Raw genomic sequence first — 23,202 nt, 5'->3', positions numbered from 1 at the left:
TGGCCGCTTTGACTGCGATCTAACCCGCCAAAGCGCCTGAGCGATCTACGTAATCATCCGGTCGCATCGGCCATTCGCGATAGTCGATCACCTGTGCAAAAATGCGCGTGATGGCGCTGGAACCAGCCTCGGCGAGCAGCTTACGGACAGCCGCGCGCAACCGGACATCGAGGCGCGACGAAGTTCCGTCCTCCACGAAATTGGCTGCCCCGAAAAACACACATGGACATCTACCTCATTAAGTGTACATTGATGTACGGTTACGGCGACAACATGGATTCGCCTCAGACGCCCGCTGGCAGACACCACGGCGCCCGATGTCACACACTATAAAGAAAGGATGGATTGCAGATGGAAAGGCTCACGATTGTTTCGATGGACGGGCACGCACAAATGCCCCCAGATGCCTGGCCGAAATACCTGGACAAGCGTTATCATGACTTCCTGCCTGTACTGAACCAGGAAAACAGCGACTTCATCGGTGTGAGCAGTCACTTCTTCAAACGCATGCACAATGCCGATCTTTACGACATCTATGACCATGATGGCGCGGTACGTAACGGCTACGGGCTCGGCGTCTGGGATCACAAGATCCGTATGCAGGAAATGGATCGCGAAGGCATCGCCGCCGAGTTCATCCATAGTGGCGACCCGCGCGCAACCGGCCTGTTCTACCAGTCGTCGAATCGCGATCATACCATGGATCGCTGCAACGCGGGCGTGAAGGCCTATAACCGCTGGCTGTACGACACCTTTGGTTCCGAGCCTGACCGGCTCTATCTGATCGGCATCCTCGGCTCTGCGCCATGGCGTAGCGTCGACGAACTCATCGAGGAACTCGACTGGATCGCCGATCATGGTTTCAAGGCGACCACTCTGCCCGGCTTCACCACTTATCCTGGCCAACCACCGCTGTTCGACAAATATTGGGATCCGTTCTGGGCGCGCTGCGAGGAACGCGGGATATTGCTTTGGATGCATGCCGGCCAGGGCGAACGTCAGGGCGAGCTCGGCGCGATGTTTCACCGCATTGGCCAGACCATCCGCGAAGAACAGTCCGATGTTGCGACCGCGATCGAAAAGCTTTCGAAGCAGTTCTTCGAGGGCAAGGTCTTCGCAAGCGTCAAGCCACGCCGCGCCATGTGGCAGTTGATGATGGGAGGCGTGTTCGATCGCTACCCCCGCCTCAAGCTCGTGCTTAGTGAGATCTACGGTGACTGGATGGGCCGCGTCTTCAACTATCTCGACGAACAGTTCGAGGCACACCGCGACGTCCTGCCGGCCAGGCGCAAGCCGAGCGAATATTGGACGACCAACTGCTTCAACGGCCTCTCGTTCATCCGCAGGTGCGAGGTCGCAATGCGTCACGACCTCGACATCAGCCGACTTGGGTTCGGACGCGACTATCCGCATGGCGAGGGCACCTGGCCCAATACGATCGAGTGGCTGCGTGACGCGCTTGGCAACATCCCCAGGGATGAGGCGATCGGTATCATGGGCCAGAACGCTATCAATGCGCTCGGCCTGGACAAGGCAAAGCTCGACTCGATCGCGGCCAGGATCGGCGTGCCTTTGGAGGCAATATTCGGCAAGCACGAGCCGCTTAGCAAAGAACTGATCGCGCACTTCCACACGCGCGGCCAATATCTCGCCGAACCGGAAGGCGAGGAGCGCATGCCGGAGATCGATGGCATGCTGCAGGAAGATCTGTGGCGGGCACGGGTCCACGCCTGATGCGCTGACGAACAGAACCGATCTGGCGGCGGCAGGAATTTGCCGCTGCTCGTCGGGGCGGGGGGGGGGCCACGCTGGCGCTCCCCGAATGCAATTCGCTAATTTATTCTATATTGTTATTTTCATTTTTCTTCGCTGCTTTAGCCAATTTTCTTACAATCATCACTAATCCTCGATCAGTTGACAGTCGGAAATCTACGATATCGAAATAATGCTGAATATTTCTTCTGGAATTCAGCCCTGTCAGAGTTCTTAAAGGGAAATCCTGGCCACTAGCGAACGGTACCGGCCGTCGAGTGATTGAACTGAGCCAAAAATCAAAAAACACGTGAAATACACGCGAGATAATAACGGGAAGAGGAGATATCATGAGGAAAGTACAATTCAGGTTTATCCTTGTTGCGGGAGTGGCCGCAGTCGCCGTTGTCGGGGGGGGCGAAGCGTGGGCCGCGAAGGGGGCCGACAATACGGGGGATTCCTCGGCGCAGAAATCGAACGGCGAGACCGAGGAAATCATCGTTCAGGCACGCCGCCAAGACGAAATTGCCCAGGATGTGCCGATCTCGTTGAATGTCGTATCCAATAAGGAACTTGCCAGGTACAATATCACCAATGCCGCCGACCTGACGAAATATGTCCCCGGGCTCACGGCGAACCAGCGCTACAGTTCGGAACAAACGTCCTTTGCCATTCGTGGCTTCAGCCAGGAATTGCGCACTTCAGCGACCGTCGGCAGCTATTTCGCAGAGGTTGTGGCGCCGCGGGGCGGCAATCAGTTCACGGGTTCGGGCGAGGGCGCTAATCCCAGCAATCTTTTCGACCTCGAGAATGTTCAGGTCCTCAAGGGGCCACAAGGAACCCTGTTCGGACGCAACACGACCGGCGGTGCCGTCCTGCTGCAGCCGAAGCGCCCTACCGACAAATTCGAAGGCTATCTTGAAGGCAGCTACGGCAACTATGCCATGCATCGCATTCAGGGTGTCATCAACATCCCTGTTTCTTCAACCTTCAAGCTGCGCTTCGGCGTCGATCATATGAAGCGCGACGGAGTGATCAAGAACGTCACCGGCGTTGGCACCGGCCGTTTCGCCGATGTCGATTACATCGCCGTTCGCGGAAGCGCGCTATGGGAGATTACTCCGGATATCGAGAACTACACGGTCGGCTCTTATTTCTTCACCGATCACCAGCCCGAACAAGTGCAAGTCTATGCCGCTGACCCGGCCGTCGGATTTGGGGCCTTTGCTTCCGGCGACGTGCAGCGCTTGCAGCAGAGCGGCGATTTCTATCAGGTCGCATCTTATGCAAAGACCCCACAAGCCTACACGAAGGTCTATCAGCTTATCAATCACACGACGTTCCAGATCAGCGACAACCTACGCCTGAAGAATATCTTCTCTTATTCGGACTCGAGACAGAAATTTGAGGCCTCGACGATCGGCGGAACATGGCCGACCACCCTGCTCGGGCCGCTCAACTTTTTTCCGCCGGACACCTTTATATTTACGCCGCAGAACAATCTTCCAGAAGGTCAATATAGCAACTGGCAGCGCAATTTCACTGAGGAGTTTCAGGTTAGCGGCACGTCCTTGTCGGGCCGTTTGAAATGGCAAGCCGGAACCTATTTCGAGAAGAGCACGCCTCCGAAGCGCCTGCGGAACTACTCTCCCTCGTTCGGCTCCATCTGTAATGTCGATGTCGACATCGCCAATGTCCGCTGCCTGGCCTCGCCGGCAAGTTCGTTGAACGACACGACATTATCGACGAAGTTTACCAATCTGGGCATTTACGCCCAGGGAACTTACGATCTGACGGACGCTCTGCATCTGACCGCCGGGATTCGCTACTCGAAAGACAAATCGGAGGTCTATTCGCAGCTGCAGTCGGTGATCTTCACCCCGGATCCGACTCCCCTCAATCCGGTCGACTTGGTCGCGCCACAGGGTCGCATCTGCGGTCCCGGCTACACCGGCCTGACGAATTGCGCCTATCAGGACAGCCGCACGACCGAGGCGCCGACCTGGACGCTCAACGTCGCCTACGACCTTTCGCCGGGGATCATGACCTACGCAACCTACTCGCGCGGCTATCGCCAGGGCGGCGTGGTTGCGACGGCCCAGCCGGGGTTCAACGGCTACGATGCGGAAAAGCTCGATAGCTATGAAATAGGCCTCAAAACGCAGTTCCGCGGACCGATTTCGGGGACCTTCAACGTGGCAGGCTTTTACTCGAACTTTGCCAACCAGCAAATTCAGGCCTCGCTGATCGACGCCAATCCCACCGACAACCGGCCGCTGCCGCTCACGACGACGATCATCAATGCAGGCAGTTCGCACATTTATGGCGCCGAACTGGACTCGACACTTACCTTTTACCATCGGTTTCGCCTGAACGGGACGGTGACCTACCTGAATACCAAAGTAAAAGACCTGACCGTGCCACAGAATATTCTGGATTTCGGCTATGTCGCCAGCTTGTCGGCACAGGCCGGAGGCGTACTGTCATATTCGCCTAAATTGTCCGCCGCGATCACCGGCACGTTACTGGTTCCCATTCCGAAAGAATCCGGTGACCTCAGCCTTGGTGCGACGTATCGCCACGTCGACAGGTATCAGACTGCGGCCACCGGCCCGCTGGCGACCGCGGTCAACCAGTTGGACCTGTTCCTCGACTGGTCCTCCATCGCGGGACGACCGCTCGACCTTGGCCTCTGGGCACAGAATGTGACCAACCAGAACACGGTCGTGTCGACCAACGGCCTCCTTGGAAGCCTCGGCTACGATTCGCGCAGCCTTGGCCGGCCCAGGTTCTACGGCGCACGCCTGCGGATCCATTTCGGCAGCGGCACCTGGAACTAACGCGCCAGTTTCTTCGAATTGGCAATGCGCTCCTAATTAAAAATATTATTAGGCGCATTTACGACTTGGAATAAACAATCCCCCGGTATTGCTGGGGGATTGCGCCTCATTGTGCACATAAAATTTCTAATATTGTTAATTTTTTAGCATAGATGAACAAATTCCGTCGATCATAATCTATTACCAAATTTTATTATGTAGTAATACTGAGATTATTTCTTCCACACCTTGAAATATTACCACAAATAGTGGGGCACAGCATTGCACCACTGGCGCCAAGTGGGTGAGTGTGATCCGCAATGCACGGAAGCAATCCAGCCTGTCGATGCTGGGCCCTATGGAGAGAGAACATGCAATTTTCCGGCAAGGTTATCGTGGGAACGGCAGCAGCCGTCATGGCCGTATCGGGCATTGCCTTGATCGCGGCCCAGTCGAGCAGCAGCAACAGCGCCGGTGATACCAGCACCGCCGCCGCCGCCGCCGACAGTTCCACCCAAAACACGTCGTCAACCGGGCAAACCGCGTCGGCTTCACTCACGACGGCCTCGCTCGACAGCGACGTGATTCCGCACGCGAATTGCGGCGCCGGCTCGCTGCCGGAAACGGGATTGCAAGGTCAGGTGCCGCTAGCCGATCGCAATAGCGGCCGCAGCAAGCAGGGCTACCGCTGCAACCTCGAACTGGTCGGTCGATATCAGGGCGAAGGCGGATCGTGGGTGAACCCCTTCTACCGCAATTGCGCCTATATGGCGACGACATTGACCGGACTGTTGAAACGCTCGCCTGGTGTCCAGGTGGTCGATTTGAGCGATCCGGCGCGGCCGCGCTTCGCCACGCGCCTGACCACCGCATCGATGCTGAGCCCCTGGGAAAGCCTGAAAGTCAACGAGAAGCGGGGACTGCTCGGCGGCGTATCCGGCGGGGTCGCGGTCGGCGGGGCTTTCTTCGAGGTCTATGACCTCAACAAGGGCTGCGCAGCGCCCGAGCTCCAGAACGGCATCGGCAATCTGAGCATCCCGGCAAACGTCCTGGGCCACGAAGGCGGCTGGTCGCCCGACGGCATGACCTATTGGGCTGCCGGTTTTGCGCTCGGGGTCCTGACCGCAATCGACGTATCGAACCCCAAGCTGCCCACGATCGTCTTCGTGGGCAGCACCGGCACGTTCAATCACGGCTTTTCGTTCAGCAAAGATGGAAACAGACTCTATATCGCGAGCTTGAATCCGGCGGGCATTCGCATTTTCGACGTCAGCGACATTCAACGGCGCGCACCCGTGCCAACCATCCGCGAGCTTGGCTCAGTCTCGTGGAACTCGACCGGCGCGGCCCAGATGACCATTCCCGTGACATGGGGCGGGCACCCCTATCTGATCGCTCCGGACGAATTTGGCACGGTGCGGATCATCGACATTTCCGATGAAACCAACCCCGTTATCGTGCGGAACCTGCAACTTGAAATCCAATTGCCGGCGAACAGCACGGTCGCGAGCAGCGATACCAAGGGAACGGGTCTGTTCGCGGGATATTACAGCCATTACTGCACCGTGGATCGCCGCGATGAGCCGACTGCGATCGCCTGTGGTTATTTCAATTCGGGCATCCGCGTGTTCGGCACGACCGGGCCGAACGATATTCGCGAGATCGCTTATTACAACCCGCCTGCGCAGACGGGCAAAAATGTGCTTCTGCAGGGATCGGAGCACGCCAACGGCGTGTTCGGCTCCAGCGAATATACCGCGAAGCTTACAGCGGAATGGTGCACTTCGCCGCCCCGCTTCGTGGGTAGCGATCAGCTCTGGGCGACGTGCCAGGACAATGGCGTCCAGGTGCTGCGATTCACCAATGGCGTGTACCGGCAGCCGTCGAACGCCGGTGATCCGGCGACGCAGGTCCGGCCCTCGGACGATTGAGCAGGCTGATGAACAGCCTGCTCATGCGCCCGCTCGCGGTTGATCGCGCTCGACTGAGCCTTTCCGTAGCGCTGGGCATTTTGCTCGGCTTGGCGGTCGTTTCGGCCGGGGCGATGTGGTGGCGCGCGCATCAGCACGTTCCAGTCCGCGAGGTCGCCGGCGGAACGGTCGATGTCGGCTTCCTGCAGCATATGGCCCAGCATCATGACCAGGCCGTCGTGATGGCAGGCATCGTTGCGGGAAGCGCATCACCCCAAATTACCGGCCTGGCCTCGCAGATCACGCACAACCAGTTGCTCGAAATCGGTGAAATGCGCGGCTGGCTCAAGATGTGGCGCCGTCCCTTGTTGCCGCAAACATCGTCGATGGCGTGGATGGACACCTCAGCGGGACAGTCATGGACCCCGGAACAAGCCTATGCCCGGCTATGCTCGGCATCCGGCGGGATGCCGGGAATGGCGTCATCGGCGGAACTGAATCAGCTGCGCGCCGCCAGCGGAAAATCGCTCGATATCCTGTTCCTGCAGCTGATGCTCCGGCACCATCTCAGCGCCATACCAATGGCCCGCTTTGCCGACCGCCATGCCGAGACGCCGACCGTCGCCCGTGCCGCGGCCCTCATGGTGCGGGAACAGAGCGAGGAAGCCGCGACAATGCAAACATTGCTTCGGCATGCCGGCTCCAGGCCGCTACCCTTTCCCGAAATCGAAATCGCAGTGACGCGCCCGCCCCGCTGATCGTAAACATGGCCATAGCAGCCTCCGGAAAATCCTGAACGCTTCGGCATTCCCTGTCTGAGGATCTGCCCTCAAGTCACACAGCTTGTGCCACACGCCTATACCACTCGGCTGCGGGGCCCCACGGCTGCATGAACATGCTTTGCCCAAAAGTGGCAGGAACGGCCGCAACTGGGTTTTTCAACACAAGTTAAATGCTCCCCGCGCGAAGCCCCGGATGATGCTTCAGTAAGAATTGCAAAAAAGCGCCTCAAGCCGCGACATCCTCCAGCGCGGCCGACACCGTCTCGCGGATCCAGCCCCCCCCCAATATCCGCTCACCGGCATAGAGTACTGCGGCCTGCCCCGGCGACACGCCATATTCGGGCTGATCGAAATGCACGGCCTGGCCATCGAAGCGCGCCGGCACCGGCTTCGCGAGCGAGCGGACCTTCGCAGTCACCGGGCCGACATAATCGCCGCCGATCCAGTTGATATCGTCGAGCGCAGCCGCGGATACCGCCAGCGCACGCCGCGGCCCGACTATCAGCCGCTTGGCTAGCGGATCGAGCCGCACCACGTAGAGCGGCTCCGGGCTGCCGCCGATCTCGATCCCGCGGCGCTGCCCGACGGTGAAGTGGATCAGCCCCTTGTGCCGGCCGAGCACGCGCCCCTGCAGGTCGACAATATCGCCGGGATCGGCCGCCTCGGGGCGCAGCTTTCGGACGATCTTCGCATAATCGCCGTCGGGCACGAAGCAGATGTCCTGGCTGTCGGGCTTGGCGGCAACACCAAGACCGATTTCCGCCGCGATCTCGCGCACGCGAGGCTTCGGCATGCCACCGAGCGGGAATCGCAGATAATCGAGCTGATCCTGCGTCGTGGCGAACAGGAAATAGCTCTGATCCCGCGCCGGATCGGCCGCACGGTGCAATTGCGCCTGGCCATCGGCACCGATCGCCCGCCGGACATAATGGCCGGTCGCCAGGCAATCCGCGCCGAGATCGCGGGCGATGCCGAACAGATCGGTAAATTTTACGCCCTGATTGCAGCGCACGCACGGAATCGGGGTCCGCCCGGCCGCATATTCATCGGCAAAGTCGGCAATCACCGAATCGCGAAAGCGGCTTTCATAATCAAAGACATAATGCGCGATGCCGATGCGATCGGCGACGGCGCGCGCATCGCGTATATCCTGGCCGGCACAGCAGCTGCCGGTACGCCCGACCGCCGCGCCATGATCGTAGAGCTGCAGCGTCACGCCGATGGTTTCGGCGCCCGTCCTGGCGGCCAGCGCCGCGACGACCGAGCTGTCGACGCCGCCCGACATCGCCACGACGATGCGCGCGCCTTTGAGCGAAGCAGCCCCTTCGCGGCCGACAATCTGAAAATCACCATCCATTCGGCGCCTTTAGCAGCAAGCGGCGGCATTCGCCATTCCGGCCGTGGCGACAATCGTCACCCGGGCGCTAAAGAATTGGCTGAATCACCCGTTCATGAGCTGGAGACACCAGTGCAGGGAGGCGGGCGTGAAGATCTCATTCGACGAATTTGACGCCCTTAAATGCCAACCCCTCGCCGCTCCGGACTTTGAGGTTCTGCGTGCGGCGCTTGACGCCGCCCAGGCCGAAACGCCGACGGCGCAACTGGCTAACAGTCTGACGAATGCGCCGCCCCGGGCGCGATCGTCAGAGCCTGCCATCGCCGTCCTGCGCTGCGAGGATGGCTGGCAGGATGCTCGGGCCGTCATGCTCGGCAGCTTCCATAAGGAAGCCGCCGCGCATTTTGCCGACAAGCTGTTGTAAAGGAAGATGACGGTCGTGTTTACCCTGACATTTCAAGCTTCCTTGAGTCCCCCCTGTCTAGGGATGGTGACGGGGAAACAAGCTTTGGTCGCAGGACCGTGTCGAGGTTGCGTATGATTGAGAATCAAAAAATCCGTCCCGCCCAGGTTATTGGCCCGCTCGGCGAACCGCTGACGCTGGAAAGCCTGCCCGCGCCCGGAACGACCCGCTGGGTGGTTCGACGCAAGGCTGAAGTCGTAGCAGCGGTCAGCGGTGGCCTGCTGAGTATCGATGAGGTGTGCGAGCGATATGCGCTCACCGTCGAGGAGTTTGCATCATGGCAGCGTGCGGTCGAGCGATCGGGCATGCCCGGCCTGCGGGTCACGCGCATCCAACACTATAAATCGCTTTACGAGCGACAACAGAAATACTGATTCGCAACGTTGCCAAGCGCGGACCGGAGGCAAAAGGAACTACGGCCGCGCTTGAACGTATTTACTCCTGATGGCTTTCGCTACCGGCGGCGGCCGTTCCTCATGGAACAGGAGGGTGCAATGAATCTTATTATTTTTCTTATCGTGGGCGGCATCATCGGCTGGCTCGCCAGCATCGTCATGCGGACCGATGGCCAACAGGGCATCATCCTGAACGTGGTTGTCGGCATCATCGGATCGTTCATCGGCGGCGTCCTCTTCGGACCAACCATCGGCGGCGGCATGTATGGTTGGCTCAGCGCCTTCCTCGGCGCGGTCATCCTGCTGGCGATCATCAATCTCGTCCGTCGCGGTGCGGTGCGTTAACGCCTTTCCGAAATGAAAGACTATTGGCCGCCGGCATGATGCCGGCGGCTTTTTGTTGCGTCCGCGCTTATTGCAGTTCGTATGTGACGGACACGCTGACCGAGAGCTTCTGTTCACCCGGCTGAATGGCGGTATCGGCAGCTTCCTTGAACCGCGCCATGGCTACCATCGGCATCGGCCGCGGCGGCGATTCGACATTACCCTCGCTGATCGCCACGATCCGCCGAATCTGCAGGCCCCCGGCCTTCGCATAGAGCTCGGCGCGCATGCGTGCCTGCGCCATTGCCCGTTCGCGCGCCTGATCGAGCAGCGGTTCGGGATGGTCGATCTGCAGGCTGGGGCCGTCGATCTGGTTGGCCCCAGCGGTCACCAGCGCATCGAGTATCGTACCGGCCTTTCTCACCTCGCGAAAGCGTATGCTGACCCGGCTCGTCGCCTGATAGCCGGTGATGACCGGCGGCTGATTGTCCGCATATTTATATTGCGGGCTGAGATTGACCGCACTTGTCTGGATATCCCGGTCCGCGATCCCGGCCTTTCGCAACGTGGCGAGCGTACCCGCCATCCTGCGTGCATTTTCGGCCATTGCATCGCCGGCGGACGGGGCCTGCGTCACGACCCCCGCCCCGATCAGCGCAATATCGGGGACCGCCTCAACCTCGCCCGTCGCGACAATATCCAGCCGTGTACCGTTGATGACAGGCGCCGAATTCTGTGCGAAGGCGCCTCCGGGCACGAATGACGCTGATGCTAGCAATATTGATCCAAAAACTGTAGGAAATTTGTTCATATCTTATCCAATTTGGTTCAGTCGTCGATTGCCGCTTTTGATGGACATGCTAGAGTGAATGCTTGGGTAAGGCTGCACAAGGGCTGAACGTCTGCCGGCAGTGTCCGTTCAAGTGCGGGAAAGGGGAACGTGAATCCCGGCCTTGAGCGAGGTGCCTTATTAATATAATACAGCCGCCATGCTGGGGCTGCGATAGCTCGCGAAGAGAAAGTGTGTGGGGATGAACGTCGAATCCGGCATCCATCAGGATGCATCCGATTATGCCGCTTATGGTCTTGACGACGGTTCGGTACGCCGTCGGCGGCTGATGATCATTGCTGGCGTCGTGGCGATCGGGCTGATCGTCGTAATCGCGATGATGGTGTTCGGCCGCAAAAAAACGGCACCGACACCCGATACGGCCCCCACCGTCACCATCATCGTGCCCGGACGGGCGGATGTCGCATCGGTTATTTCGGCGACCGGCTCACTCGCGGCGAAGCGCGAAATGCCGGTCGGCGTCGCGGGGGAAGGCGGCATGGTACAGCGCGTCCTCGTCGAACCGGGCGATTGGGTGAAAGCCGGGCAGACGCTCGCCACGATCGAGCGTTCGGTGCAGTCGCAGGAGGCAGGGTCGCTTGCCGCTTCGGTGCGTGTCGCGCGCGCCGACGCCGATATTGCCCGATCGGACTATGAGCGCGCCCAGGCTCTGGTTGCCCGCGGCTTCATTTCCAAGGCCGACCTCGAGCGCAAGGCGGCAACCCGCGATGCCGCGATCGCACGCGTGGCAGTCGCCCAGGCGCAGCTAGGCCAGGCGCAGGCGCGTATGGGGCGGCTCGATATCCGTTCGCCCGAGGCGGGGCTCGTGCTGACCCGCGCGGTCGAGCCCGGCCAGGTGGTCGGCCCGTCGAATGGCGCCCTGTTCCGAGTGGCCAAGGGCGGCGAGCTTGAAATCAAGGCGCTGATGTCCGAGGGCGATGTCGCGCGCCTGCACGTCGGATCGACGGCGGTGGTCACGCCGGTTGGTTCGTCGCAATCCTTTAACGGCACGGTGTGGCAGCTCTCACCGGTGATCGATCCGCTAACCCGGCAGGGTACAGCACGCATCCAGCTTCCCTACAACCCTGCCTTACGCCCCGGGGGGTTCGCCTCCGCACAGATCACGGCCGGTCGGACGACCGCACCGCAATTGCCCGAGAGCGCCGTGCTCAGCGACATCAAGGGCAACTATGTCTATATCGTCACGCCCGATAATATCGTCGCCCGTCGCGAGGTAAAGGTCGGCGATGTATCCGATTCCGGCATCACCATCCGAAGCGGCCTGAGCGGGGACGAGAAGGTCGTCTATTCAGCCGGCGCCTTCCTCAATCCAGGCGATAAGGTGAAGCCAACCGTGAAGGTCGGCCGGTAAGGCAGCACCATGAATTTCAAGAATATCTCTGCCTGGGCGATCCGCAATCCGGTTGCACCGATCGTGCTGTTCATCGCGCTGACGCTCGCCGGCATCATCAGCTTCTTGCGGATGGACGTGAACCAGAATCCGGACATCAGCTTTCCGGCCGTCTCCATTTCCGTGTCGCAACCTGGCGCGGCCCCGCCCGAGCTCGAGATGCAGGTGACTCAGCGGATCGAAGCCGCCGTTCGCAGCATCAACGGCGTCGACGAGATCACCTCTTATGTGAGCGAAGGCAATTCGCGCACCGTCGTCCAGTTCGCGATCGGCGTCCCGATCGATCGAGCGACCAACGACGTGCGCGATGCCGTGTCGCAAATCCGCAGCCAGCTGCCCGACGGCATTCTCGAGCCGCAGATCGCCAGGATTGAAATTGATGGCGGCCCGATCGCCTATTTCTCGGTCGAGGCCGTGGATATGACGGTCGAGCAGTTGAGCTGGTTCGTCGACAATACGATCGCCAAGTCTCTGCTCGGCGTCGAAGGCATGGCATCTGTGAACCGCGGTGGCGGTGTAAGCCGCGAGATCCGGGTTGTCCTCGATCCGGCGAAGATGCAGGCACATGGCATCACCGCCAGCCAGGTCAACGCCCAACTGCGGCAGACCAACGTCAACGCCTCCGGCGGTCGCGCTGAAATCGCAGGTTCCGAACAATCTGTCCGTGTGCTCGGCAACGCAAAAAATGCCTTTGCCCTGGGTGACAAGCTGATCGCGCTGCCCAACGGCCAGACGGTGCGTCTGTCTGATATTGCCACCGTCCGCGACAGCTATGCCGAGCAGCGCAGCATCTCGCGGATGAACGGCCGCGAAGTGCTGAGCTTCGCCATGGCGAAGTCGAAAGGCGCATCAGACGTCACCGTCTATGACGAAGCGATGAAGGTGCTGGAGAAGCTCAAGAAGCAGTTCCCCAACGTAAAATTCACCCAGCTTTACACCAGCGTCGATTATACCAAGGCCCAATATCATTCGGCGATCGAGGCGATGATCGAAGGCGCCGTGCTTGCGGTGCTCGTCGTATTCCTGTTCCTGCGCGATTGGCGCGCGACCGCAATCTCCGCGCTCGCTATTCCGCTGTCGGCGATCCCTGCTTTCTATTTCATGGATCTGATGGGGTTCACGCTGAACGGCATCAGCCTGCTGGCGCTGAGCCTGGTTGCCGGCGTGCTCGTGGACGATGCGATCGTCGAAATCGAAAATATCGTCCGTCACATGCGGATGGGTAAATCCGCCTATCAGGCATCGATCGACGCCGCCGACGAGATCGGCCTTGCCGTGCTGGCGACGACGATGGCGATCGTCGCGGTCTTCCTGCCGGTTGGCGTGATGCCGGGCATTTCGGGGCAATTCTTCAAGAGCTTCGGTATCACCGTGGTGATTTCCGTCCTGCTCAGCCTTGGCGTGGCGCGACTGATCACGCCGATGATCGCTGCCTATTTCCTGAAGGCGGAGGGCGCCAAGCCGCATGGCGACGCCGCATGGATCAATCATTATCTCACGGTGCTGCGCTGGTCGCTGCGGCACAGGTGGAAGACCGTGCTGATCGCCGTCGTCGCTTTTGTCCTTACGATCGGGTCGTTTGCAACCCTGCCGATGACCTTCCAGCCGCCGCTGAACCTCGATTACAGTCAGGTGAAGGTGCAGATGGCGCCGGGCGCGACGCTCAAGCAGACCGAGAATGTTGCGGAGCAGGCATCGCGTATCTTGCGGGCCCAGCCGGATGTTGCCGCGGCCTTCGCCGACGTGAAGGTTGGCAATGCCGACATTTATCTGACCCTCAACTCGGTACGCAAGCGCACGAGCACTGAATTCGAACGTGCGCTGGCACCACAGCTTGGCGCCATTCCAGACGCCCGGGTGACGTTCCAGTCGCAGTCGGGCGGCTTGGGACGCGACGTGACCTTCATGATGGCCGGCGACGACCCGGTGAAGCTTTACGCACAGGCGCTCAAGGTCGTGGAGCAGATGGGCAAGCTCAAGGAATTGCGCGCACCGCGCATCGAAGGCGATACACCGCGCCCCGAAATCACCATCAGCCCGCGCTTCGATCTGGCGGCCGATATGGGCGTGACGACGGCAGCCCTCAGTCAGACGATCCGCATCGCGACGATGGGCGATATCGATCAGAACGTCGCCAAATTCTCACTTTCGGATCGCCAGATCCCGATCCGGGTCTCGCTGGACGAGGACGCGCGGCGCAATCTCGGCACGATCGAGAATCTGCCGGTGCCGACGACGCGCGGCGGTTCGGTGCCGCTGAAGGTCGTCGCCGCCATCAGCTTCGGTGCGGGACCATCCGAACTGCGTCGTCAGAATCAGAATCGCCGTATTGCCATCACCGCCGATCTGGCGCCGGGCGTCGTCACGGCGCAAAAGCAGATCGAAGCGCTGCCGGCCGTCGCCAACATGCCGACGGGCGTCAACCGCGTGAAATTCGGCCAGGAGAAGTTCCAGGCGCAGATGGTATCGAATTTCCTGATCGCTGTGTTTGCCGGTATCATGCTGGTGTTTGCGGTGCTGGTGCTGTTGTATCGGCGGGTGCTGCCGCCGATGGTCAACATGGGCTCACTGGTGCTGGCGCCGCTCGGCGGAGCGCTCGCACTGCACCTGACGGGCAACGCGTTGTCGTTGCCGGTGTTTATCGGCTTTCTGATGCTGTTCGGGATCGTGGCCAAGAACTCGATCCTGCTGGTCGATTTCGCGCTGGAGGAAATGGAAAAGGGCGTCCCCAAGACCGAAGCGATCATCGATGCCGGCCATAAGCGTGCCCAGCCGATCGTCATGACGACCGTCGCGATGGTTGCGGGCATGCTGCCCGTCGCATTGTCCTTCACCGGCGACGGGAGCTGGCGCGCGCCCATGGGCATCACCGTGATCGGCGGGCTGCTGCTATCGACCTTGCTGACGCTCGTGATCGTTCCCGCCAGCTTCAGCCTCGCGATAGGCTTTGAGGGCCGGCTGGGCAGCTGGCTCGGGCGCAAGCTTGTGGTGGGCGGGAAGAATGGGCCTGTCCCGCAGGCACATCCGGCGGAATAATCGGCGCAAACTGTTTCGCCAGTTGAACTATCGGCGACACCAGCCATTTTGACGGAATGAATTTGCTGACCGCGACCGGGCTAGACCGTTTCAACCCCGCGCAAGGCGGGGTCCGCGGCATGCGTATCGTCGCGACGGGCCTGCTGCTGCTGATGGCCGCGCTATACCTGCTTGCGCGCACGCACGAGGGGCCGGGTCAGCCCGCCTTCTGGGGCTATGCCCGCGGTTTTGCCGAAGCGGCAATGGTCGGCGGTCTCGCCGACTGGTTCGCCGTCACCGCGCTGTTTCGCCATCCCCTCGGCCTGCCGATCCCGCACACGGCGATCATCCCGCGCAACAAGGATCGCATAGGCGACAGCCTGGCCTCTTTTCTGCGTGTCAATTTCCTGACGGCATCGGTGGTCGCGCGGCGCATGGTGCGGGTCGATGTCGCCGCCGCGATGGGCCGGCTGCTGTCGAATCCGCCGCGGACCGGACGGATGCGCGATGGCATCGGCCGGCTGTTCGCGACGATGCTCGAATCGCTCGACGACGATCGTTTCGGCGGCATGGTGAAGTCCGCTTTGTCCACGCGCCTACGGGCATTCGATATATCTCCCCTGCTCGGCCAGGCTTTGCAGGCGGCGATCATTGAAAATCGGCATGCGGAAATGCTCAACGGGCTGATCAATTGGGCCAGCCGGGTTCTTCTCCACAACGAAGACATGATCCATGACATGGTGCAGGCGCGCGCTGGCAAGGTGATGCGCTGGACAGGTCTCGACGAAAAGCTGTCGACTGCCATTGTCGAAGGGCTGCACAAGCTGCTTGACGACATGGCAACCGATCCGCTCCATCCGTTGCGGTTGAAAGCTCAGGAAGGGCTGGAAAGCCTCGCCGATAAGCTACGGAACGATCCCGACATGCAGGCGCAGATCGCGACGCTCAAGGCCGAGATATTGGACAGCCCGGCCGTCGGCGCCTGGATCGATACCTTATGGCAGAATGGCCGACGTCGCTTGATAGAAATGGCGCGCAACCCGGATCTCGCGTCGGGAGGCCAGATCGCCGAAGCACTGAAGCAGCTTGCCAACACCCTGCAGACCGATGCCCGTCTGCGCCGCACGATCAACCGCTTCGCCCGCCGCGCAACTGTGGGTCTGGTGGCCGATTATGGGGACGGCATCGTCAAACTTGTATCGGAAACGATCAGGAGCTGGGATGCACGCACGGTGACGCTCCAGCTCGAAAATGCCGTGGGCCGGGATCTGCAATATATCCGGGTCAACGGAACGATTGTTGGCGGGCTGGTCGGGCTCGGACTGCACGCCGTTTCCATCTGGCTCTGACGGCAGCGTTCAATCGCCGGCGCGCCGGGCCGGTACGACAGCACGCTTGGCGCGGCACAATGCCCGAAGCTGCCCGGTAATCATCGATCCATGCAAATGGCCATCGACCGCTTCAAACCGCTCGCGCTTGAGTTGCGCGCGAATCTCGTCAACGTTGACGCAAGGGCCCGTCCTGGCAAGTTCATATGCACGCTCGAGCGTAGTGAGACGGTTCATTGCGCTTCCCCTTATAGTGCAGGGCCGTCCCCGCACGATATGACATCATATCGCGGGTAGAACGTTCCGCTGATGCAATGGTTGCATCAGCGCTCCAAGATAGCCGCATCGACACCGCGGCAATGCGGTGCGACAAGGGACTATAATATGAGGGGCATGATATGGCGGAACGGTTCGAACGGCATAAGCAACCCTGGACAAGCGACGAGATCCAAAAGCTGCACGTGCTGGCCAAGAAGGGCATGGCACTGAAAGCGATCGCGAAGGCCCTCACCCGAAGCGAAGAGTCCGTGAAAGATCGCGCGAAAGCCGATGGACTTGGCATTTCAAAGTTACGTTAAACGTTGGCCGTTTGCTGGCACAGAAACGATAGGGGGTGCGGCCGCCTATCAGGTAAACTACGGAACTGGTTCACGAACAGTAGAATTAAGCGACTTACGCGTTACGATTTTCGCAACATACGCCCCACCCCTTTGGTCGGGGTCTTTTTCACCTCGCGGGGTATCACTCGTGCCGCTTCTCGATTGGCTGTTCAACCCCTCAGGCCTGACCGCACATGGCTTCTGCCTGAGCTGGGCACCGGGCCTCGTAGCGCTGCATGCCGTATCGGATGGGTTGACCGGTCTGTCCTATCTCTCGATTCCGCTGGCCCTGTTCGCCTTCGCCCGGCGTCGGCGCGATCTGCCATATGGCTGGATTGCCTATCTGTTCGTGGCGTTCATCGTAGCGTGCGGCACCACCCATCTTCTATCAATCGTCACGCTGTGGTTTCCCATTTATGGCGTAGAGGGGCTCGTCAAACTGGTGACGGCAATTCTTTCGATCGGAACGGCCGTGATGCTCTGGCCGCTGATCCCGAAACTGATGCGCGTACCAGGGCCCTTGCAACTGACGCAGCTTAATGCCGAACTTTCGGAACTGCTGGCCGATCAACGAAAAGCAGCCGCCTCGTTGCGCGAGAGTGAAGCCAAGGCACGGCTTGCAAACCTCCAGCTCGAACATCGCGTGGCCGAGCGGACAGCCGAACTTACCGCCGCCAATGGCCGTCTGGTCGAGGCAATGGCGCAGCGCAGCGCTGCCGAGGAAGCGCAGGCGCGCAGCGAAGAGGAGTTTCGCATCAGCTTCCAGTCGGCGGCCGTCGGTAAGATACAGGCCGATCCGTTCACTGGCCGCCTGCTGCGCGTAAATCCGGCTTTTGCACATATGCTCGGATATGAGCCCGAGGAATTAGTAGGGGAGCTCGGAAGCGAACTGACGTGGCCCGAAGACCGGCTGCACGGCGACCTCGCACGGATGCAGACGGGCGAGATCACGGTGATGAAGCGCGAACTGCGGATGTGCCACCGCGACGGTCATCCAATCTGGGTCCGGATTTCGGCAACGATCGTGCAAATGAAAGATAATGGTGAACCAAGGCTGTTGATCGGCGTGATCGAGGATATCGACGAGCGCCATAAAGCCCAGATCGCGTTCCAGCAGACGTCAGCCGATCTCGCTTTGGCGCTGGAGGAACGAACGGCGGCGCTGCAACAGCGCGATCTGCTGCTGCGCGAAGTATATCACCGGGTAAAAAACAATCTTCAGATCGTCGATGGCCTGCTCGTCATGCAATCGCGCGCGATATCGGATGCCGATTCCCGCGCTGCATTACAGGGGCTGCGCGGGCGCATCTACGCGCTCGGGCTCGTCCATCACCAGCTGATGGACTCGTCCGATCTCAAGACCTTTGATATTGCCCCGTTTCTGAGCGAATTGTCGCACAATATCGTGGACGGCGGGCCGGAGATGAACATCACCCTTTCGGTCGAAGCCATCTCGCTAAAGGTCGGGCTGGATTTTGCCATTCCGCTGGGACTGCTCGTGACCGAGTTGGTCACGAATTCCCTCAAGCATGCTTTCCCCACCGGCGCAGGGACCATAAAGGTCAGCCTCGACCGCGATGACGGAGGCTCACTGGTACTGATTGTTCAAGATGACGGACAAGGAATGCATTCAGATGAAGTGCGCCCAAATAAGCTGGGATTGACGATCATCAACGGCCTGATCGATCAGTTGCAAGGACGAATGAGCATGCAAACCAGTGGAGGAACGCGAACCGAAATCCGCTTGCCGGAGGCCCATTCATCATGAGCGATCTCGGCAACAGCATCCTCATCGTGGATGACGAATTTCTCATCGCCCAGGGCCTCGCGGCGCAAGTCGAAGATATGGGATTTACGGTCTGCGGCACCGCTGCGACAGCCGCCGATGCCGTCCGCCTGGCGCGCGAACATCGCCCCATGCTGGTCTTGATGGACATGCGCCTGCGTGGAGAAGGCGACGGCGTGGATGCCGCCCTCGCCATTCACGAAACGATCGGATCGAAAATGATCTTCATCACAGGGTCTCGCGAGCCATCGACGATGGCCCGGATCCAGCTGGATCATCCTTCAGCGGTGTTATTCAAACCGATATCGGCACTGAAATTGCGGAACACCATCCGCACCGCACTGGACATGGACACGCCATAAGGACGATCTGCCGCCCATCGATGCTATCCCGGCGAACTCACAGGGTGGATGGCTATCTCAGCTTTCGTCTGTCCTGCGCTTGACCTTGTTTGGCAGATTCTTGCCCTTGGTCCGGCGCGATGGCAGCTGAACCGGATGCTTCTTTTTCCACTCGGCCCAGGTCATCGGGCCGTCGGGCGTATCGATCATGCGATCGTCAATGGACTCGGTCACGCATTCACCTAGGTTCGCGTCCGGCCGCTTTCACCCAAGCGGCGGCCGACGGCGAGGGCCCTGAACCCATGGTATACCGGCCGCACAGGCTTGGCCCCGCACAAGGTCGGCCGCGGTTCGTGATCAGGCAGAAGCCGCTGCAAGCTGGGCTTTCGCTGCCTCGTTGACCCCGGTCCGGCGCAAAGTGTCTTCGGCACTATCCGCCATGGCGTCCCAGCTTTGCGCCGAGCGCTCGTGCATCTCGCGGCGGTTGGGGAGGTTGGTCGCGGCAGCCGCAGCGCGCTGAGCCGCGGCATTGGCACGGTACATTTCGATATTGGTCATGCCTCCCTTTAGGCGAAAAGCCCCCGAATAACCAGCTTTATCGACAAGCGGGCGCGGCATTCCTCACGTTTAAAGATCGAAACGGGGAGCGACTTCATTTGAACATAGGGCAAGGTTGTGAGTTTGGCCATGCACGACGAACAGGTCGGATCGGCGGGGGCGCCGCTCCGGTGGGAAGAAGGATTTTCTGCAATGCCAAGGTGTGACGCAGGCCGAGCGGCGGCGATTGTCGCATTGTCCCTCGCGTCGTCGGCTTCCGCCCAAGGGACCGGGTCCCACCCGACCCCACGTGCGGACGTGGTGGCGATCATGTCGAATATCGACCAGCGCTTTATCTGCCCGGAATTCCTGCCCGACGATGCCGCTCGGGCAACCGACCTCGCCGCCTTCAATCAATCTATATCGTCGATCAGGCCGCGACCAGAGCCTGCCCAGGTCGATCATGTTCGGTCGATGCTGATGGTGCGCCATAACTGTTCGCAGCTTACACTGACGACGAGCGAGTCGACCGCCCCTCTCACAGGTGCCGACCCGGCTGTCGTCGTCGCTTCCGTCAACGCCGCCCCCGCTGCAAACGCTATTCCCAATTAGTTCGATCGCAATTCACAAGGGAGGCGCCTTCGTCTGCGCACGATGCGCGCATGGCCAGCAGCGCACCCTGAATTCGCGTCGCTACAAGGCTGCCACAGGAACGTGCCCGGCACAGGAGCGTTGGCAGGCCGTTCGTAACCGGAGAAAATCAATGAACAAATTCATCTCGATCGCATCCACGGCGGCACTCGCGCTGTCGCTGGTGGCCTGCGGTCCCAAAACCGAGAAGGCTGCGGACGATGCCGCCAACACGACCAGCAACGCGCTGGAGGCGGCCGGAAGCGCCACGTCAAATGCCGCCCAGGATGTGAAGGAGGCCCTTACGCCGACACCGTCGGGCCAGGAGTTCATCGACAAGGCCGCCAAGAGCGATGCCTTCGAAATCGCCGCCGCCAAACTGGCGATCACAAACGCCGCCTCGCCCGACGTGAAGAATTTCGCGGGCGAAATGACCAAGGCGCACACCGAATCGACCGCGAAAATCAAGGCCGCCGCGAAGGAAGCCACCCCCTCTTTGACGCCGGACCCGACCTTGACCAGCGATCAGTCCGATAAATTGGCGGATCTCGGCAAGCTGACCGGGGCCGATTTCGACAAGAAATATGTCTCCGGGCAAGTTTCGGCCCACAAGGCCGCCCTGACGTTGATGGATGAATATGCCAAAAATGGCGATGTCGCGACGTTGAAGGCTGCGGCGAGCGAAATCGCTCCGGCCGTCCGGAAGCACCTCGATATGGCGGAAAATCTCGACAAATAAGTGCGTGCCAGGATGCTGAGCCGGCGATTGCGGCCCAGCATCCGCGCCGGAGCGACAGAGAAAAAGGGTCGCGATTGACTTCCATACCAACCAGTTGGTATGGAAGCATTCATGAATGCGACTCACCCCTCCCGCTCCGAAAGCGCTCGCGGCAAACTGCTGGACGTCGCGCTACGTGTGATCCGCGAAAAGGGCTATCACGCGACGTCGGTGGACGAATTGTGCGCGGCGGCGGGCGTCACCAAGGGTGCATTTTTCCATCATTTCAAAAGCAAGGAAGAACTCGCCATCGCCGCGGCCGATCATTGGTCGGCGATCACCGGAGATCTGTTCGCGCACGCACCGTATCACATGCCTGCCGACCCGCTTGATCGCGTGCTCGGCTATCTCGATTTCCGCGCGGCACTGATCAGCGGCACGCTTGCCGAATTTACCTGCCTCGCCGGCACCATGACGCAGGAAACATTCCTGACCAACCCATCGATCCGCGATGCCTGCTTCGCCAGCATTTCGGGCCATGCCCAAACACTCGAAGCCGACATTGAAGAAGTGATCGCACAATATGGTGTGAAGGACGGGGTCACTGCACCCAGCCTCGCGCTCCATACCCAGGCGGTACTGCAAGGCGCCTTCATCCTGGCGAAGGCCAAGGACGATCCGGCGATCGCGGTCGACAGTGTTACCCACCTGCGCCGCTACATCGCCGGCCTGTTTCCATCCCCGACATCCTTGGAGAAGTGACGATGACTCAACCATATGATGGCACTCTGCCGCAGGGCATGCACCATCTTTCGCCGCATCTGGTCTGCGCCGGTGCGGCCGCGGCGATCGATTTCTACAAGGCGGCGTTCGGCGCGACCGAGCGCGTCCGCCTGCCCGATCCCCAGGGGAAGCTGATGCACGCCTGCATTTCGATCAATGGTGCGTCGGTCATGCTCGTGGACGAATATGCCGAGCATGGCATGCTGTCCCCCAAGGCCCTCGGCGGAACGCCGGTGACGATCCACCTGATCGTGGCCGATGTCGATACCGCCGCCGCACAGGCGGTTGCCGCCGGCGCCACGCAGATGATGGCCCCGACCGACATGTTCTGGGGCGATCGCTATGGCATCGTCGAGGATCCGTTCGGACATCGCTGGTCGATCGCCACCCCGCTGCGCGCTCCGATGAATGCGGACGAACTCAAGGCCGCCGCCACTACGATGTAAGAAAGGAGAGTGATCATGCCGGATATTGCCCCGTGCCTGTGGTTCGACGGACAGGCTGAGGAAGCCGCGCGCTTCTACACTACGGTCTTCCCCAATTCCTCGATCGGCACCATTTCACGCTATGGCGAAGGCGCCCCCTTCCCTGCCGGAACGGCCCTGCTTGTGGAATTCACCCTGCACGGCCGGCCGTTCCAGGCGCTCAACGGAGGCCCGCATTTCAGCTTCAGCGAAGCGGTTTCCTTCTCGGCCGATTGCGCCAATCAGGACGAGATCGACCATTATTGGTCTGCCCTCATCGCGGACGGCGGCACACCCGGCCAGTGCGGCTGGCTCAAGGATCGCTACGGCCTGTCGTGGCAGATCGTGCCCGATGCGATCGTCCGCATGTTGAAAGCAGGCACGGCAGAACAGATCGGCCGCATGTATGGCGCGCTGTTCGCCATGACGAAGCTCGATATCGCGACACTCGAAGCAGCATTCCAGGGAGAGGGACAATGAACGACACACCCGCGCCGCTCTATGAGCTTTCTGTCACCCGGCTGATCTCCGCATCGCCCGAAACCGTCTGGAAGGTGTGGACCGAGCGGCTGGAAGAATGGTGGGCGCCCAAGCCATGGACGACCAGCATCATCGAGATGGATCTGCGCGCCGGCGGCCGCAACTGCATGGACATGATCGGGCCGGACGGAAATGCGATGCGCAATGAAGGGGTGGTGCTGGAGGTCGTTACAAATCGCAGGATTGTCTTTACCGATGCGTTTACGGCAGGGTGGAAGCCGCAGGCCCCGTTCATGGTCGCCATCTTCACCTTCGAGCCCGAAGGCGATGGCACGCGCTACACCGCGAGCGCCCGCCACTGGAACGCGGAGACGCTGAAGCAGCATGAGGAGATGGGCTTCATCAACGGATGGACCGTCGTGGCCGGCCAACTGGCTGCCATCGCGGAAGGCCAGGCCTGATCAGATAGCGCGCGATCGATGCTGCCACGCCAAAGATCG

General features: G+C 60.5%; 25 protein-coding genes. 19 read left to right on the top strand and 6 right to left on the bottom strand.

The window, feature by feature from the left end; all coding sequences use genetic code 11:
• Positions 1-19 precede the first annotated feature (19 nt).
• The gene (locus tag BLS13_RS02115) at positions 20-220 is read right to left on the bottom strand and encodes a hypothetical protein (protein ID WP_093449390.1); all 201 of its coding nucleotides are present in this window, start codon (positions 218-220) and stop codon (positions 20-22) included.
• A 131-nt stretch (positions 221-351) separates the two neighbouring features.
• Between BLS13_RS02115 and BLS13_RS02110 the strand changes: the two genes are divergently transcribed.
• The 4 genes from BLS13_RS02110 to BLS13_RS02095 all read left to right on the top strand — a co-directional run bounded on the left by BLS13_RS02110 (position 352) and on the right by BLS13_RS02095 (position 7,239).
• A complete protein-coding gene (locus tag BLS13_RS02110; protein WP_093449389.1) occupies positions 352-1,734 on the top strand; it encodes an amidohydrolase family protein in 1,383 nt (460 codons plus the stop codon).
• A gap of 368 nt (positions 1,735-2,102) precedes the next feature.
• Positions 2,103-4,592 carry a TonB-dependent receptor gene (locus tag BLS13_RS02105; protein ID WP_093449387.1) on the top strand — a complete coding sequence of 830 codons (2,490 nt, stop codon included), beginning with the start codon at positions 2,103-2,105 and terminating at the stop codon, positions 4,590-4,592.
• 350 nt (positions 4,593-4,942) lie between these two features.
• Positions 4,943-6,502 (top strand): LVIVD repeat-containing protein, encoded by a 1,560-nt coding sequence (locus BLS13_RS02100; protein WP_176943388.1) that lies wholly within the window; start codon positions 4,943-4,945, stop codon positions 6,500-6,502.
• Between the two features lie 8 nt (positions 6,503-6,510).
• Complete coding sequence (locus BLS13_RS02095) at positions 6,511-7,239, top strand: DUF305 domain-containing protein (protein WP_093449386.1); 729 nt, start codon at positions 6,511-6,513, stop codon at positions 7,237-7,239.
• Between the two features lie 250 nt (positions 7,240-7,489).
• On the opposite strand, the gene mnmA is transcribed toward BLS13_RS02095, so the two are convergent.
• A complete protein-coding gene (gene mnmA, locus BLS13_RS02090; protein ID WP_093449384.1) occupies positions 7,490-8,620 on the bottom strand; it encodes a tRNA 2-thiouridine(34) synthase MnmA in 1,131 nt (376 codons plus the stop codon).
• Between the two features lie 127 nt (positions 8,621-8,747).
• Between mnmA and BLS13_RS02085 the strand changes: the two genes are divergently transcribed.
• The 3 genes from BLS13_RS02085 to BLS13_RS02075 all read left to right on the top strand — a co-directional run bounded on the left by BLS13_RS02085 (position 8,748) and on the right by BLS13_RS02075 (position 9,802).
• Complete coding sequence (locus BLS13_RS02085) at positions 8,748-9,023, top strand: hypothetical protein (RefSeq protein WP_143011846.1); 276 nt, start codon at positions 8,748-8,750, stop codon at positions 9,021-9,023.
• 113 nt (positions 9,024-9,136) lie between these two features.
• Positions 9,137-9,436 (top strand): CtrA inhibitor SciP, encoded by a 300-nt coding sequence (locus BLS13_RS02080; protein WP_093449381.1) that lies wholly within the window; start codon positions 9,137-9,139, stop codon positions 9,434-9,436.
• A gap of 120 nt (positions 9,437-9,556) precedes the next feature.
• A complete protein-coding gene (locus BLS13_RS02075; protein ID WP_093449531.1) occupies positions 9,557-9,802 on the top strand; it encodes a GlsB/YeaQ/YmgE family stress response membrane protein in 246 nt (81 codons plus the stop codon).
• A 67-nt stretch (positions 9,803-9,869) separates the two neighbouring features.
• On the opposite strand, the gene BLS13_RS02070 is transcribed toward BLS13_RS02075, so the two are convergent.
• Positions 9,870-10,592 carry an SIMPL domain-containing protein gene (locus BLS13_RS02070; protein WP_093449379.1) on the bottom strand — a complete coding sequence of 241 codons (723 nt, stop codon included), beginning with the start codon at positions 10,590-10,592 and terminating at the stop codon, positions 9,870-9,872.
• 220 nt (positions 10,593-10,812) lie between these two features.
• On the opposite strand from BLS13_RS02070, the gene BLS13_RS02065 reads away from it, so the two are divergent.
• From BLS13_RS02065 to BLS13_RS02055, 3 genes are read left to right on the top strand one after another with little or no spacing between them, the layout of a single operon-like run.
• On the top strand, positions 10,813-11,982 hold the full coding sequence (locus tag BLS13_RS02065; RefSeq protein WP_093449378.1) for an efflux RND transporter periplasmic adaptor subunit: 1,170 nt from the start codon (positions 10,813-10,815) through the stop codon (positions 11,980-11,982).
• A 9-nt stretch (positions 11,983-11,991) separates the two neighbouring features.
• The gene (locus tag BLS13_RS02060; protein WP_093449376.1) at positions 11,992-15,057 is read left to right on the top strand and encodes an efflux RND transporter permease subunit; all 3,066 of its coding nucleotides are present in this window, start codon (positions 11,992-11,994) and stop codon (positions 15,055-15,057) included.
• 56 nt (positions 15,058-15,113) lie between these two features.
• The gene (locus BLS13_RS02055) at positions 15,114-16,385 is read left to right on the top strand and encodes a DUF445 domain-containing protein (protein ID WP_093449375.1); all 1,272 of its coding nucleotides are present in this window, start codon (positions 15,114-15,116) and stop codon (positions 16,383-16,385) included.
• Between the two features lie 9 nt (positions 16,386-16,394).
• Here BLS13_RS02055 and BLS13_RS02050 read toward each other — a convergent pair whose 3' ends face one another.
• Positions 16,395-16,601: a hypothetical protein gene (locus BLS13_RS02050; protein ID WP_093449373.1), complete on the bottom strand. Its 207-nt coding sequence runs from the start codon at positions 16,599-16,601 to the stop codon at positions 16,395-16,397.
• 161 nt (positions 16,602-16,762) lie between these two features.
• Here BLS13_RS02050 and BLS13_RS02045 point away from each other — a divergent pair, with 161 nt between their 5' ends.
• From BLS13_RS02045 to BLS13_RS02030, 3 genes are all read left to right on the top strand, one after another.
• On the top strand, positions 16,763-16,942 hold the full coding sequence (locus BLS13_RS02045; RefSeq protein WP_093449371.1) for a hypothetical protein: 180 nt from the start codon (positions 16,763-16,765) through the stop codon (positions 16,940-16,942).
• 274 nt (positions 16,943-17,216) lie between these two features.
• Entirely contained in the window at positions 17,217-18,731 is a 1,515-nt protein-coding gene (locus tag BLS13_RS20860; protein ID WP_218123215.1) for a sensor histidine kinase, read from the top strand.
• The gene (locus tag BLS13_RS02030; protein WP_093449369.1) at positions 18,728-19,111 is read left to right on the top strand and encodes a response regulator; all 384 of its coding nucleotides are present in this window, start codon (positions 18,728-18,730) and stop codon (positions 19,109-19,111) included. Before BLS13_RS20860 ends, BLS13_RS02030 begins: the two co-directional genes overlap by 4 nt.
• A 57-nt stretch (positions 19,112-19,168) precedes the next feature.
• On the opposite strand, the gene BLS13_RS20565 is transcribed toward BLS13_RS02030, so the two are convergent.
• Entirely contained in the window at positions 19,169-19,324 is a 156-nt protein-coding gene (locus BLS13_RS20565) for a hypothetical protein (RefSeq protein ID WP_176943362.1), read from the bottom strand.
• 123 nt (positions 19,325-19,447) lie between these two features.
• Entirely contained in the window at positions 19,448-19,648 is a 201-nt protein-coding gene (locus BLS13_RS02025) for a hypothetical protein (RefSeq protein ID WP_081911765.1), read from the bottom strand.
• A 309-nt stretch (positions 19,649-19,957) separates the two neighbouring features.
• Here BLS13_RS02025 and BLS13_RS20855 point away from each other — a divergent pair, with 309 nt between their 5' ends.
• The 6 genes from BLS13_RS20855 to BLS13_RS01990 all read left to right on the top strand — a co-directional run bounded on the left by BLS13_RS20855 (position 19,958) and on the right by BLS13_RS01990 (position 23,163).
• The gene (locus BLS13_RS20855) at positions 19,958-20,239 is read left to right on the top strand and encodes a hypothetical protein (RefSeq protein WP_093449366.1); all 282 of its coding nucleotides are present in this window, start codon (positions 19,958-19,960) and stop codon (positions 20,237-20,239) included.
• A gap of 151 nt (positions 20,240-20,390) precedes the next feature.
• The gene (locus BLS13_RS02010; protein WP_093449364.1) at positions 20,391-20,996 is read left to right on the top strand and encodes a DUF4142 domain-containing protein; all 606 of its coding nucleotides are present in this window, start codon (positions 20,391-20,393) and stop codon (positions 20,994-20,996) included.
• A 111-nt stretch (positions 20,997-21,107) separates the two neighbouring features.
• Positions 21,108-21,737, top strand: coding sequence for a TetR/AcrR family transcriptional regulator (locus BLS13_RS02005; RefSeq protein ID WP_093449528.1), 630 nt, complete (start codon positions 21,108-21,110; stop codon positions 21,735-21,737).
• A 2-nt stretch (positions 21,738-21,739) separates the two neighbouring features.
• Positions 21,740-22,204 carry a VOC family protein gene (locus BLS13_RS02000; protein WP_093449363.1) on the top strand — a complete coding sequence of 155 codons (465 nt, stop codon included), beginning with the start codon at positions 21,740-21,742 and terminating at the stop codon, positions 22,202-22,204.
• Between the two features lie 15 nt (positions 22,205-22,219).
• A complete protein-coding gene (locus BLS13_RS01995) occupies positions 22,220-22,702 on the top strand; it encodes a VOC family protein (RefSeq protein WP_093449361.1) in 483 nt (160 codons plus the stop codon).
• Positions 22,699-23,163: an SRPBCC family protein gene (locus BLS13_RS01990; RefSeq protein ID WP_093449360.1), complete on the top strand. Its 465-nt coding sequence runs from the start codon at positions 22,699-22,701 to the stop codon at positions 23,161-23,163. Before BLS13_RS01995 ends, BLS13_RS01990 begins: the two co-directional genes overlap by 4 nt.
• Positions 23,164-23,202: the final 39 nt, after the last annotated feature.

Origin of the sequence: Sphingomonas sp. YR710, from assembly GCF_900101455.1 — a bacterium.
Lineage (GTDB): Bacteria > Pseudomonadota > Alphaproteobacteria > Sphingomonadales > Sphingomonadaceae > Rhizorhabdus.
Note: the sequence above shows the minus strand (reverse complement) of the source record. Positions and strands in the feature narration are given on the sequence as shown.